Origin of the sequence: Stenotrophomonas sp. Ste86, assembly GCF_024519465.1 — a bacterium.
Lineage (GTDB): Bacteria > Pseudomonadota > Gammaproteobacteria > Xanthomonadales > Xanthomonadaceae > Stenotrophomonas.
Genome location: NZ_JALJRW010000028.1, coordinates 34,030 through 47,570 on the forward strand (window position 1 = coordinate 34,030; position 13,541 = coordinate 47,570).

The 13,541-nt window shown below is 63.0% G+C and carries 11 protein-coding genes and 1 pseudogene; 11 read left to right on the forward strand and 1 reads right to left on the reverse strand.

Annotated elements, in window-relative coordinates; translation table 11 throughout:
* Nucleotide 1 precedes the first annotated feature (1 nt).
* Complete coding sequence (gene rpmH, locus NR101_RS17605) at nucleotides 2–142, reverse strand: 50S ribosomal protein L34 (protein ID WP_006404565.1); 141 nt, start codon at nucleotides 140–142, stop codon at nucleotides 2–4.
* Between the two features lie 254 nt (nucleotides 143–396).
* Between rpmH and dnaA the strand changes: the two genes are divergently transcribed.
* From dnaA to NR101_RS17660, 11 genes and pseudogenes are all read left to right on the forward strand, one after another.
* The gene (gene dnaA, locus NR101_RS17610; RefSeq protein WP_256776086.1) at nucleotides 397–1,731 is read left to right on the forward strand and encodes a chromosomal replication initiator protein DnaA; all 1,335 of its coding nucleotides are present in this window, start codon (nucleotides 397–399) and stop codon (nucleotides 1,729–1,731) included.
* A gap of 276 nt (nucleotides 1,732–2,007) precedes the next feature.
* Nucleotides 2,008–3,108 carry a DNA polymerase III subunit beta gene (gene dnaN, locus NR101_RS17615; protein WP_256776085.1) on the forward strand — a complete coding sequence of 367 codons (1,101 nt, stop codon included), beginning with the start codon at nucleotides 2,008–2,010 and terminating at the stop codon, nucleotides 3,106–3,108.
* Between the two features lie 944 nt (nucleotides 3,109–4,052).
* On the forward strand, nucleotides 4,053–5,150 hold the full coding sequence (gene recF, locus NR101_RS17620; protein ID WP_256776084.1) for a DNA replication/repair protein RecF: 1,098 nt from the start codon (nucleotides 4,053–4,055) through the stop codon (nucleotides 5,148–5,150).
* A gap of 114 nt (nucleotides 5,151–5,264) precedes the next feature.
* Nucleotides 5,265–7,724, forward strand: a complete 2,460-nt coding sequence (gene gyrB, locus NR101_RS17625) for a DNA topoisomerase (ATP-hydrolyzing) subunit B (RefSeq protein ID WP_256776083.1) — start codon at nucleotides 5,265–5,267, stop codon at nucleotides 7,722–7,724.
* A 73-nt stretch (nucleotides 7,725–7,797) separates the two neighbouring features.
* Nucleotides 7,798–8,649 carry a CPBP family intramembrane glutamic endopeptidase gene (locus NR101_RS17630; protein WP_256776082.1) on the forward strand — a complete coding sequence of 284 codons (852 nt, stop codon included), beginning with the start codon at nucleotides 7,798–7,800 and terminating at the stop codon, nucleotides 8,647–8,649.
* Between the two features lie 72 nt (nucleotides 8,650–8,721).
* Nucleotides 8,722–9,528, forward strand: coding sequence for a M48 family metallopeptidase (locus tag NR101_RS17635; RefSeq protein WP_256776081.1), 807 nt, complete (start codon nucleotides 8,722–8,724; stop codon nucleotides 9,526–9,528).
* Between the two features lie 132 nt (nucleotides 9,529–9,660).
* A pseudogene (locus NR101_RS17640) lies at nucleotides 9,661–10,863 on the forward strand (tetratricopeptide repeat protein).
* 257 nt (nucleotides 10,864–11,120) lie between these two features.
* On the forward strand, nucleotides 11,121–11,678 hold the full coding sequence (locus tag NR101_RS17645; RefSeq protein ID WP_201290289.1) for an energy transducer TonB: 558 nt from the start codon (nucleotides 11,121–11,123) through the stop codon (nucleotides 11,676–11,678).
* An 85-nt stretch (nucleotides 11,679–11,763) separates the two neighbouring features.
* Nucleotides 11,764–12,525: a TonB-system energizer ExbB gene (gene exbB, locus NR101_RS17650; RefSeq protein ID WP_256776079.1), complete on the forward strand. Its 762-nt coding sequence runs from the start codon at nucleotides 11,764–11,766 to the stop codon at nucleotides 12,523–12,525.
* A 57-nt stretch (nucleotides 12,526–12,582) separates the two neighbouring features.
* Nucleotides 12,583–13,008, forward strand: coding sequence for a biopolymer transporter ExbD (locus tag NR101_RS17655; RefSeq protein ID WP_038691526.1), 426 nt, complete (start codon nucleotides 12,583–12,585; stop codon nucleotides 13,006–13,008).
* 3 nt (nucleotides 13,009–13,011) lie between these two features.
* A complete protein-coding gene (locus NR101_RS17660) occupies nucleotides 13,012–13,425 on the forward strand; it encodes a biopolymer transporter ExbD (protein WP_038691524.1) in 414 nt (137 codons plus the stop codon).
* Nucleotides 13,426–13,541: the final 116 nt, after the last annotated feature.

Here is a 13,541-nt window from a genome sequence, read left to right on the forward strand (position 1 = left end):
ATCAAGCGCTCAGGACTTTACGGCCCTTGGCGCGGCGACGCGACAGGATCTTGCGGCCGTCAGCGGTCTTCATACGGGCACGGAAGCCATGGTCGCGCTTACGCTTGAGGTTGCTGGGTTGGAAAGTGCGCTTGGTGGCCATGCGGGGCCTCTATATGAAGGGGACGGAAAGAACCGGAAATTCTATAGACCTGATCAAGGTGCCGTCAAGTGCTTGTCACTACGGGAATTCATTGGGCTGTGCAATAGCTGTGGATCATTTTGTGAATAACTTCGGGACAACCATTCCCGGCCCCCCTCGTCGGTGGTAGTCTGCGCCATCCATTCTTTCCCCCTTCCGGCCTGCGGTGCGGCGGTTTTCCACGCCTGTCCCCTGGCCCCAGACGATTATTGCCGATGGATGCCTGGTCCCGTTGTCTCGAACGCCTTGAAGCGGAGTTCCCGCCCGAGGATGTTCACACCTGGTTGAAGCCGCTGCAGGCCGATCTGCGCGTGGACAGCCTGGTGCTTTATGCGCCAAATGCCTTCATTGTCGACCAGGTGCGCGAGCTGTACCTGCCGCGCATCAAGGAACTGCTGGCGCACTTCGCCGGCTTTGGCGACGTTTTTCTTGAAATCGGCTCGCGTCCGCGCGCCGTAGAGGCGCAGATTGCGTCCAATCCGGGCTTCTCCGCGCCTGTCGTGCCGGCCGAGCCGCTGGTGCCGTTCGCCGGCAACCTGGATTCCCACTACACCTTCGCCAACTTCGTGGAGGGTCGCAGCAATCAGCTGGGCCTGGCCGCGGCGTTCCAGGCGGCGCAGAAACCGGGCGACCGGGCGCACAACCCGTTGCTGTTGTACGGCGGCACCGGCCTGGGCAAGACCCACCTGATGTTCGCGGCCGGCAATGCGATGCGCCAGGCCAACCCGGGCGCCAAGGTGCTGTACCTGCGGTCGGAACAGTTCTTCAGCGCGATGATCCGGGCGTTGCAGGAAAAAACCATGGATCAGTTCAAGCGCCAGTTCCAGCAGGTGGACGCGCTGCTGATCGATGACATCCAGTTCTTCGCCGGCAAGGACCGTACCCAGGAAGAGTTCTTCCATACGTTCAATGCCCTGTTCGACGGCAAGCAGCAGATCATCCTGACCTGCGACCGATACCCGCGCGAAGTCGAGGGCCTGGAAGCACGGCTGAAGTCGCGACTGGCCTGGGGTCTGTCGGTGGCCATCGAGCCGCCGGACTTCGAGACCCGCGCCGCGATCGTGCTGGCCAAGGCACGCGAGCGTGGCACCGAGATCCCCGACGATGTGGCGTTTCTGATTGCCAAGAAAATGCGCTCCAATGTCCGCGACCTCGAGGGTGCGCTGAATACTCTGGCCGCACGCGCCAACTTCACCGGCCGTGCGATCACCACTGATTTTGCGCAGGAAACCCTGCGCGACCTGCTGCGCGCCCAGCAGCAGGCAATCAGCATTCCCAACATCCAGAAAACCGTGGCCGACTACTACGGGCTGCAGATCAAGGATCTGCTGTCCAAGCGCCGGACCCGGTCGTTGGCCCGTCCGCGCCAGGTAGCCATGGCGCTGACCAAGGAACTGACCGAGCACAGCCTGCCGGAAATCGGCGACGCCTTTGCCGGCCGGGACCACACCACGGTGCTGCATGCCTGCCGGCAGATCCGGACGTTGATGGAAGCGGACGGCAAGTTGCGGGAAGACTGGGACAAGCTGATCCGGAAGTTGAGCGAATGATGCATGTACGCCGCTAAGGCGTCATCGCATAAAACGGTGCAGAATCCGGTAGTAAGCAGGGGACAGGGTGTGGATAAAAACGACGTTCAATCTGGGCGCGAAGTTATCCACAGCATTGCCCTCCCCTTCGGGGCCAGTAATGCAGAGGGTTTCGACGCCTGAAACCCTTTTGTTTACAAAGACTTAGCTGTGTTTTCCCGCGATTCTGGCGCTACCATCACCACCAAGCTTTTGATTTATTCCACATTTTTTTAAAGCATAGGGGCACGGAACCACATGCGTTTCACACTGCAGCGCGAAGCCTTTCTCAAGCCGTTGGCACAAGTCGTCAACGTGGTCGAACGCCGCCAGACCCTGCCGGTTCTGGCTAATTTCCTGGTCCAGGTGCAGAACGGGCAGCTGTCGCTGACCGGTACGGACCTGGAAGTGGAAATGGTGTCGCGGATCGCGGTGGAAGATGCCCAGGACGGCGAGACCACCATCCCCGCCCGCAAACTGTTCGAGATCATCCGCGCCCTGCCCGACGGCAGCCGGATCACCGTCTCGCAGACCGGTGACAAGATCACCGTTCAGGCCGGCCGCAGCCGCTTCACCCTGGCAACCCTGCCGGCCAACGACTTCCCGTCGGTGGACGAAGTGGAAGCCACCGAGCGCGTGGCGATCGGCGAAGCCACCCTGAAGGAGCTGATCGAGCGCACCGCGTTCGCGATGGCCCAGCAGGACGTGCGGTATTACCTCAACGGTCTGCTGTTCGACCTGCGCGGCGATGCCCTGCGAACCGTTGCCACCGACGGCCATCGTCTTGCGCTGTGCGAGACCGACCTGGAAAAGGCCAGCGGCGCCAAGCGTCAGATCATCGTGCCGCGCAAGGGCGTGACCGAACTCCAGCGTCTGCTGGAAAGCGGCGATCGCGAGATCGAGTTGGAAGTTGGCCGCAGCCACGTGCGGGTCAAGCGCGACGATGTGACCTTCACCTCGAAGCTGATCGACGGCCGTTTCCCCGATTACGAGGCCGTGATCCCGATCGGCGCCGATCGCGAAGTGAAGGTCGATCGTGAAGCACTGCGTGCCTCGCTGCAGCGCGCCGCGATCCTGTCCAACGAGAAGTACCGCGGTATCCGCGTGGAAGTCTCGCCGGGCAACCTCAAGATCAGCGCGCACAACCCGGAGCAGGAAGAAGCCCAGGAAGAGATCGAGGCCGATACCACGGTCAGCGATCTGGCCATCGGCTTCAATGTGAACTACCTGCTGGACGCGTTGTCAGCACTGCGCGATGAGTTCGTGGTGATCCAGCTGCGTGATTCGAACTCCTCGGCCCTGGTCCGCGAGGCCAGCAGCGAGAAGTCGCGTCATGTGGTGATGCCGCTGCGCCTGTGACCTGAGCGCTTGGTTCCACGTGGAACCGATGTTTTGAAGAAACCCGGCCTGGCGCCGGGTTTTTTTTGGGCGATGGGAAGGAGCATGTTCCACGTGGAGCATTGGAATCGCTGCCCGGATCAATTCCCGACAGCCATCGGCATCGGTTTGAACGTCAGCGATGGGTTCTTGAAATTGGACGCCTCGCGAATGGGTCACCTCAGTCCTCGAACAGGGGCGTCGAAAGATCCACGCGATTGCGAACACACCATCGCGTCAACGCTTCGCGCTTTGGGGCGGCAGTGCGTGAGTTCTCTCGTCAGGCTGATCCTTTGCTGGACGGCTCCGGATTCGCCCGCTGGATCACAGCTCTATGCTTTAAAAACTGTATATAAATCTAAAGCTAGGTGGTGGTGGTAGGGCCAGATTTGGTTGAAAAGTACCTTATCTGTTTGAAATATAAGGGTTAATCGACCTCGAAACCCCCTGTAAAAGGGGGTCTGGGCCTGGGGGTCATCCTGTGGATATCTTTCAGCCCTTCTAAAAGGGCACTTTTTATCCACAGCCCCTACAGTAGTTGTGCAGAAGCAATACATGACCCCTGTGGACAGCCAGCGGCAAAGGCGTTGAATCTCGTCAGATCTGGATATGCAGGCCTGGGTAGCCCGTCCAGATTTGAAGGATTTGCGCCCAAGCCGACGTTCGGCCTAGAAGAGCGATGCGTAAAACGCGCGCAATTTCTTCAAATCTGCACGGCACCCGCCCTGCTCTCGCCTCAGATTTCAAAGAATTCGGGGTGCCCAGAACGGGCGCTGACAGACGTCCTTCCGGGCATACGCCGCCAGTGCCGGCATATCGGCCCAAGTGCGGCGTTTGCATCGCCGGCCACGTGGAACCGGTCCGATGCAGTAAGCTGATCGATTCCCCCTACCCGACTGCCGCCTCGTGCGGCCTTGATCGACCGCATGCACATCCGCCGTTTGTCCCTGCACCAGGTTCGCCGCTTCGATCACGTGGAACTGGCGCCCCAACCGGGCATCAACCTGATTACCGGCGACAACGGGGCGGGCAAAACCAGCGTGCTGGAAGCCTTGCATGTCATGGCGTACGGGCGCAGCTTCCGCGGACGGGTGCGCGATGGCCTGGTGCGGCAAGGGCAGGAGGCGTTGGAGGTGTTCGTCGAGTGGGACGAGCAGCGCGAAGGCGCCCCCAGTTCCACGCGGCGTAAAGCGGGCCTGCGCCACAGCGGTCAGGACTGGAAAGGCCGGTTGGATGGCGAGGATGTTGCCCAGCTCGGCAATCTTTGCGCTGCGCTGGCCGTGGTGACGTTCGAGCCGGGCAGCCACGCATTGGTCAGCGGTGGCGGTGAACCGCGTCGGCGCTTCCTCGACTGGGGGTTGTTCCACGTGGAACCAGACTTCCTCTCCTTGTGGCGGCGCTACTCGCGTGCCCTCAAGCAGCGCAATGCGCTACTCAAGCAGGGCGGGCATCCCCACGCACTGGACGCCTGGGATCGCGAACTGGCCGAGGCCGGCGAACCGTTGACCACGCGTCGCCAGCATTACCTCGAACGCCTGCAGGACCGCACCATCGCCTTGGCCGAAGCGCTTGCGCCCAACCTGGACATCCAGTCGATGACGCTCAATCCGGGCTGGCGCAAGCAGGAACTGTCCCTGTCCGATGCGCTGCTGCTGGCGCGCGAACGCGACCGCATGGCCGGCTACACCTCGGTGGGTCCGCATCGCGCGGACTGGAGCGTGGGTTTTGCCAGCATCCCCGGCCGTGACGCCCTGTCGCGCGGGCAGGCCAAGCTCACCGCCCTCACCTGCCTGCTCGCCCAGGCCGAGGATTACGCCGAGCAGCGTGGGGAATGGCCGGTGATTGCACTGGACGATCTCGCATCCGAGCTCGACCGCACCCACCAGGCGCGGGTACTGGACCGTTTGAAGGCAGGGCCCGCGCAGATATTCATCACCGCCACCGAGATACCGGCAGCGCTTATCGACGCAACGCATATCACCCGGTTCCACGTGGAACATGGACAGGTCCAGCCTGTGCCATAGTGGGCTCCCGGAGGGCTACGGTGCCCGGCTGGTATAATTGCTGTTGCAACCCCTTATTACTCGGCGCCCCGCCTCACGGTGGCGGCCCGACCTGCGGAGCCTACGGCAAGCGCAATGACTGAAGAACAGAACACCCCGGCAAATAGCGGCAACTACGACGCCAACAGCATTACCGCCCTGGAAGGCCTGGAGGCGGTTCGCAAGCGTCCCGGTATGTATATCGGCGACGTCCATGACGGCACCGGTCTGCACCACATGGTGTTCGAGGTGGTCGACAACTCCATCGACGAAGCCTTGGCCGGCCACGCCGACGCCGTATCGGTGATCATCCACGCCGACGGTTCGGTCTCGGTGTCCGACAACGGGCGCGGCATCCCCACCGGCAAGCACGAGCAGATGAGCAAGAAGCTCGACCGCGAAGTCTCCGCGGCCGAAGTGGTGATGACCGTCCTGCACGCCGGCGGCAAGTTCGATGACAACAGCTACAAAGTCTCCGGCGGTCTGCACGGCGTGGGCGTCAGCGTGGTCAACGCCCTGTCGCAGAAGCTGGTCCTGGATATTTTCCAGGGCGGCTTCCATTACCAGCAGGAATTCGCCGATGGCGCCGCGGTCAATCCGCTGAAGCAGCTCGAAGCCAGCACCAAGCGCGGCACCACCCTGCGCTTCTGGCCGTCGGTAAAGGCGTTCCACGACAACGTCGAGTTCCACTACGACATCCTGGCCCGTCGCCTGCGTGAGCTGTCCTTCCTCAATTCCGGCGTCAAGATCGTCCTGGCCGACGAGCGTGGCGACGGCCGGCGCGATGACTTCCACTACGAAGGTGGTATCCGCAGCTTCGTGGAGCATCTGGCGCAGCTGAAGACCCCGCTGCACCCGAACGTGATCTCGGTAACCGGCGAATCCAACGGCATCACCGTGGATGTGGCGTTGCAGTGGACCGATTCCTACCAGGAAACGATGTACTGCTTTACCAACAACATCCCGCAGAAGGACGGCGGTACCCACCTGGCCGGTTTCCGCGGTGCGCTGACCCGCGTGCTCAACAACTACATCGAGCAGAACGGCATCGCCAAGCAGGCCAAGATCAACCTGACCGGCGATGACATGCGCGAAGGCATGATCGCGGTGCTGTCGGTGAAGGTGCCGGATCCGAGCTTCTCCAGTCAGACCAAGGAAAAGCTGGTCAGCTCCGACGTGCGCCCGGCCGTGGAAAGCGCGTTCGGCCAACGCCTGGAAGAGTTCCTGCAGGAAAACCCGAACGAGGCCAAGGCGATTGCCGGCAAGATCGTCGATGCCGCCCGTGCCCGCGAAGCCGCGCGCAAGGCGCGCGACCTGACCCGCCGCAAGGGCGCGCTGGATATCGCCGGCCTGCCGGGCAAGCTGGCCGATTGCCAGGAAAAGGATCCGGCGCTGTCCGAGCTGTTCATCGTCGAGGGTGACTCGGCAGGTGGCTCGGCAAAGCAGGGCCGCAACCGCAAGAACCAGGCGGTGCTGCCGCTGCGCGGCAAGATCCTCAACGTGGAACGCGCGCGTTTCGACCGCATGCTGGCCTCCGACCAGGTCGGTACGCTGATCACCGCGCTGGGCACCGGCATCGGTCGCGACGAGTACAACCCGGACAAGCTGCGCTACCACCGCATCATCATCATGACCGACGCCGACGTCGACGGCGCGCACATCCGTACGCTGCTGTTGACCTTCTTCTACCGTCAGATGCCGGAGTTGATCGAGCGCGGGCACATCTACATCGGCCTGCCGCCGCTGTACAAGATCAAGCAGGGCAAACAGGAGCAGTACCTCAAGGACGACCCGGCGCTGGATGCGTACCTGGCCAGCAGCGCGGTGGAAAACGCGTCGCTGATTCCGGCCGAAGGCGAGCCGGGCATCGAAGGCGTCGCCCTGGAGAAGCTGCTGCTTTCCTACGCCTCGGCGCAGGAAACCATCGCGCGCAACACCCATCGCTACGATCGCCAGGTGCTCGAAGCCCTGATCGATTTCACCCCGATGGACCTGGAGCACCTGCGCAAGGCCGGCGCAGACGAAGGTCTGGCCGCGCTGGCTACCCGCCTCAACAAGGGCAGCCTGGGCTCGCCGCGTTTCAGCCTGGAACTGCAGGAACCCACCGACGAGCGCCCGGCCGCACTGCTGGTCACGCGTCGCCACATGGGCGAACAGATGATCCAGGTGTTGCCGCTGGTGGCCTTCGAAACCGGCGAACTGCGTGCTCTGCACCAGTCCTCGCTGCTGCTGCACGGCCTGGTCCGCAACGGCGCCAAGATCAGCCGCGGCGCCAAGTCGGTGGAGATCGAAAGCTTCGCCGACGCGCGCAACTGGCTGCTCGATGAAGCCAAGAAGGGTCGCCAGATCCAGCGCTTCAAGGGCCTGGGCGAAATGAACCCGGAACAGCTGTGGGATACCACGGTGAACCCCGACACCCGCCGCCTGCTGCAGGTGCGCATCGAAGATGCGGTCGCTGCCGACCAGATCTTCAGCACCCTGATGGGCGATGTGGTCGAACCGCGTCGCGACTTCATCGAAGACAACGCGTTGAAGGTCGCCAACCTGGATATCTGACACAATCGAAGCAGTGCCGGCCGGTTGCGACCTGCAACCGTGCCGGCCATCGCCTTTCGATGCCAGGAATCCGATGTCCGCTACTGCCCCGGCGTCCACCACGCCTCCGCTGCCCCCTGCCTCAACCACCGCATCCGGCGGCAAGCGGCGATCGCCCGTCGCGGGTTTCTTCATCGACCTGGGCATCGCCATCGTGGCGTTGTTCGGGCTCAGCCTGCTTAGTGGGCTGATCTGGGGTCTGTACCGCGGCGCCGTCGTCGGCTCCGAAGCGGCACGTCAAGGCAACGCGATCGACGCCAGCGCCCTGGCCCAGCAACTGGGCCAACCCGGTGCTCTGGCGCAGATCGTCATGGCGCTGGTCGCCACCGGCGGTACTGCGCTGCTGCTGTATTTCCTGCGCCGCCGTGCTGATGCCGGCGAACGCAACGCCTCGCTGCAGGCCGCACGCCGTCCCTCCACCTGGGGCTGGACGCTGTTGGTCGCCACCGGCGTGGTGATCGGCAGCAACCTCATCGCCTATCTGGCCAAGCAGGCCGGAATCGAACCGGTGCCGACCAACCTGGCGCTGATGGAACAGGCCCTCACCCGCTTCCCGTGGTTCCTCGCGCTGTTTGCGGTTGTGCTTGCGCCGGCCTACGAAGAACTGCTGTTCCGTCGCGTCCTGTTCGGGCGCCTGTGGCAGGCCGGCCGCATGTGGCTGGGCATGCTGCTGAGCAGTCTGGCGTTCGCGCTCATCCATGAAATTCCCGGCACCAGCGCCAATGGCCCCTGGGAAATCGCCCAGTTGTGGCTGGTCTACGGCGGCATGGGCGCCGCGTTTGCGTGGTTGTACCAGCGCACCGGCACGCTATGGGCACCGATCGTGGCGCATGGACTCAACAACGCGATCGCGCTGGCTGCGCTGGTGTTCCTTGGCCTTCACTGAGCGTCGCGTCCGCTTGACGAAAATTTACATCCGGCCCCTACACACTGGGCACATGAACACGGGGGACCTGCGATGAAACCAGTGCTGTTCGGCGTTGCGCTTGCGCTGTTGGTCAGTGCCTGCGCCACCACCACCTCGCCCACCGGGCGCCGGCAGATGGTGGGCGGTGTGTCGCAGGCCGAACTCGACCAACTGGGCGCGCAGGCGTTTACCGAGACCAAGCAGAAGGAAACGATCAGCACCGATGGCCGCCAGAACGGCTATGTGCAGTGCGTGGTCAACGCGCTGGTCGCCCAGTTGCCGCCACAGTACCGTGGCGTACGGTGGGAGACGGCGGTGTTCGTCGACAAGGAACCCAATGCCTTTGCGCTGCCAGGCGGCAAGGTCGGGGTGAATACCGGCATCTTCACCGTGGCCAAGAACCAGGATCAGCTGGCGGCGGTGATCGGCCACGAGATCGGCCATGTCATCTCGCGGCACCACGAGGAACGACTGACCCGACAGCTGGGCGCGCAGACGGGGCTGGCCGTACTTGGCGCGCTGGCCGGTGCGGCCTACGGCGAAGGCGCTGCCGGCACGGTCAACCAACTGGGTGGCATGACCGCGCAGACCGCCTTCCTGCTGCCCGGGTCGCGAACCCAGGAAAGCGAAGCCGACGTGGTCGGTCAACGGCTGATGGCCGAGGCCGGGTTCGACCCCGGCCAGGCGGTCAACCTGTGGCAGAACATGATGGCCGCCAGTGGCGGGCGCTCCCCGCAATGGCTGTCCACCCACCCGGACCCGGCCAACCGTATCCGCGAACTGCAGCGCGACGCGCCGGCCCTCGCCGGGGTGTACCAGCAGGCGCAGGCAGCGGGACGGAAGCCGAAGTGCGGGTGATCAGCGCAAAAGATGCTGTATTGCAGCATCGGAAACGATTTCTCACGCCATCAGTTTCTGATACGTTTGGCGGCTCAGATTTTTCTGACAGTCCGTTTTGATGCCGCTGCGGCGGTTCGATCGAGGTGAAAGATGATTTTCAGCAATCACAAGCAAGCCGTCCTTTCCGTCCTCATCGCGACCGCCATTGGTGGCGCCGTGGTCACCGATGCCTTCGCCCAGTCCTCCCGCTCGTCCGAGCGTGGTGGCCGCAGCGGTGGCAACAAGCAGGCCAAGGCCGAGGCGCTCTACCCGAACGCGACCCGCCAGGAGCCGAACCTCAAGGCGTCGGCCAAGCTCGGCAGCAAGCTGCAGAAGCTGATTGACAGCTACAACGACCAGAAGTTCCCGGAAACCCGGGCCCTGGCCGATGAAATCCTGGCCAACCCCGCCGCCAACACCTACGACAAGTCGCTGGCCGCGCAGCTGGGCTCCCAGGCCGCCTACAACACCGACGACTCCGCTGCGGCCAAGAAGTACCTGCAGCAGGTGCTGGAATTCAACGGCCTGGAAAACAACGGCCACTTCCAGTCGATGCTGATGCTGGCCCAGCTGCAGCTGCAGGACAACGAGACCGCCGCGGGCCTGGCCACGCTGGACAAGTACCTGGCCGAAAGCAAGTCGACCAAGCCGGAAGAACTGATCATCAAGGGCTAGGCGCTGTACCAGGCCGAGCGCTACGCCGACGCCATCCCGGTGCTGCAGCAGGCCATCGCCGGCTCGCCCGAGCCGAAGGACAACTGGAACCAGCTGTTGATGGCGGCCATGTCCGAAGCCGGCCAGACCGGTGAAGCGGTCAAGCAGGCCGAAGCGCTGGCCACCAAGAACCCGACCGACAAGAAGGCCCAGCTCAATCTGGCCAGCATGTACATGCAGGCTGACCAGATGGACAAGGCCGGCGCGGTGATGGGCAAGCTGTACACGGCCGGTCAGCTCACCGACGAACGTGAGTACAAGCAGCTGTATTCGATCTATGCCAACACCGAGGGCAAAGAAAAGGACGTAATTGCCGTTATCAATGATGGGTTGCAGAAGGGCATCCTGAAGCCGGACTACCAGGTGTACCTGGCCCAGGCCCAGGCGTACTACTACTCCGATCCGCAACAGACGGACAAGGCCATCCAGGCGTGGCAGAACGCCGCCCCGCTTTCCAAGGACGGTGAAACCTACCTGAACCTGGCCAAGGTGCTGTATCAGGAAGGTCGTATCCCGCAGGCCAAGGAAGCGGCGCGCCAGGCGAAAGCCAAGGGCGTGAAGAACCCCAAGGATGCTGACAAAATCATCAACCTGAAGTAAGTGGGAATAACGCCTGAATGCCTGCCACAGTGATGCGCAGGCGCTCAGGATTGGTATAAGCTTGGAGGTTCCTGCGGTGTCATGCACCGCTGATCATGGGCTACCTGTCCCCGGGTATCCCGGCCCCACTAATGAGCTCTTGGCGCATGACGGAACAACTAGTCGTTCACAGGTACGAACAACGCGATGACACCGGCTTCAGCTGGCCGCGGATCGTGGGTATCGCTTTTGTAATCGCACTGCATCTCACCGCCTTCATGATGCTTCTGATCCCCGCCGTGGCCCCCAAGGCTGCTGCGGAGAAGGAACGCAACATCATGGTGACCCTGGTCGACGCTCCGCCGCCGCCCCCACCGCCGCCGCCGCCGCCGCCGCCGACTGAAACGCCGCCGCCGCCGGTCAAGAACCTGTCGCCGCCGAAGCCGTCGCCGGTGCCGCCACCGCCGCAGGCTCCTGTGGTCGACGTGCCGGAACCGCGTGCGAACGACATCGTCACTCCTCCGAGCCCGCCGTCGCCGCCCGCGCCGCCGAGCACGATCGAGGCCAGTGTCGATATCTCCTCGAAGAACATGAACCCCCCGCGTTACCCGCCGGCCGCTTTCCGTGCAGGTATCCAGGGTGAAGTCATCCTGATCATTGATGTCGATGCCAATGGCAACGTCACCAATGTGTCGGTCGAACGGTCCAGCCGTAACCGTGACCTCGACCGCGCCGCAATGGAAGCAGCTCGCAAGTGGAGCTTCCGTTCTGCGGAGTCGGGCGGGAAGAAGGTCGCAGGTCGCGTTCGCGTCCCGGTCAACTTTGCGCTGAACTGATGGTTCGCGGTGGCCCGCCGGCCACCGCCCCGTCGGTTATTTGTAGCAACACCATTCATCACCACACACAACAAAGGTAAGCGTCATGCTGCAGGAACTCTTCATCGCCGCTGCTGCTGGGGGCAACCCGTCGAACGCCCTCTCGCAGATGGGCTTCGAGCACTTGATCCACGAAATGACCACCCAGCCGGGTGACTTCGCCGTCTCCTGGGTCGTGCTGCTGACCCTGATCGTCATGTCGGCCATGTCCTGGTACTGGACCGTCATCAACATCTTCCGTGCTACCCGCCTGAAGAGCGCGGCCGACAAGGTCGTGAGCCTGTTCTGGGATACCCCGAACGCGCAGGATGCCATCCGTGCCATGGAAGAACAGCCGGCTTCCGAGCCGTTCTCCAAGATCGCGCTCGACGCTGCCCAGGCAGCTGCCCACCACCAGCGTGCCGAAGGCGGCGCAACCGGTGGCCTGGGTGAGAACCTGAGCCGTTCGGAATTCGTCGATCGCGCCCTGCGTCAGGCCGTGACCCGCGAAAGCAACAACCTGCAGTCGGGCATGACCCTGCTGGCCACCGTCGGTGCAACCGCTCCGTTCGTCGGTCTGCTGGGTACCGTGTGGGGCATCTACGGCGCGCTGATCAAGATCGGTGCCACCGGTTCCGCCTCGATCGACGCCGTTGCCGGCCCGGTGGGTGAAGCACTGATCATGACCGCCATCGGTCTGTTCGTGGCTATCCCGGCCGTGTTCGCCTTCAACTTCTTCAGCAAGATCAACAGCGCCACGATCAGCAAGTTCGATACGTTCGCTCACGACCTGCACGACTTCTTCGCCACCGGTTCGCGCGTCCGCTAATTGCGACGCGCTTCACCGAGCGAGAACGTAGTCAACACGATCTAGACGGAGCCCGTTATGGCTTTCAGTAGTGGTAACAGCGGCGGCCCCATGGCCGACATCAACGTTACGCCCCTCGTGGACGTGATGCTGGTGCTGCTGATCATCTTCATCATCACGGCGCCTCTGATGTCCCACAAGGTCAAGGTGGATCTGCCGGAGGCCAACCTGGTGCAGAACCCGGAAGACGCTGAGAAGCGTTCGGGCCCGATCACCTTGGCAGTCAAGGAAGACGGCTCGATCTACTGGAACGACGAGGAAATCAACAAGCAGACCCTCGAGTCCCGCTTGTCGACCGCCGCCCAGCAGACTCCGCAGCCGCCCCTCAACCTGCGTGGTGACCGCACCACCAAGATGCGCGTCATCAACGAGATGACGAAGATCGCGCAGGAACAGGGCATGCTCGACGTTGGCTTCGTTGCCACCAAAGAGAAGGGGCAGTAAGCCATGGCGTTCAGTACTGGTGGTAATAAAGGCCCCATGGCCGACATCAACGTCACGCCCCTCGTGGACGTGATGCTGGTGCTGTTGATCATCTTCATCGTCACCGCGCCGATCATGACGTACCCGATCGCCGTGGACCTGCCGCAGCGCGTGCTCAACCCACCGCCGCAGCTGGTCGAGCCGCCGCCGCCGATCGAACTCAAGATCGACGCCAGCAACCAGGTCTCGTGGAACAACAGCCCGGTCGCGACCGGCGAGCTGCAGCAGCGGATGGAACAGGAGGTCCAGAAGGACCCGACGAACCAGCCGGAACTGCGCATCGACGCCAGCCCGGACTCCGAGTACGACGTGATGGCCAAGGTGTTGGCTGCCGCGAAGAATGCTCAGATGAAGAAGATCGGCTTCGTACAGCAGTAAACCGCACGACGCAGTCATGACGCGACTGGAAAACGCCCCTTGGAAGAGGGGCGTTTTTTTTGGTTCTTCACCCAACTCCGGGGAAGGCCGCCCGGATCTTCAGGAAGAAGTACGCG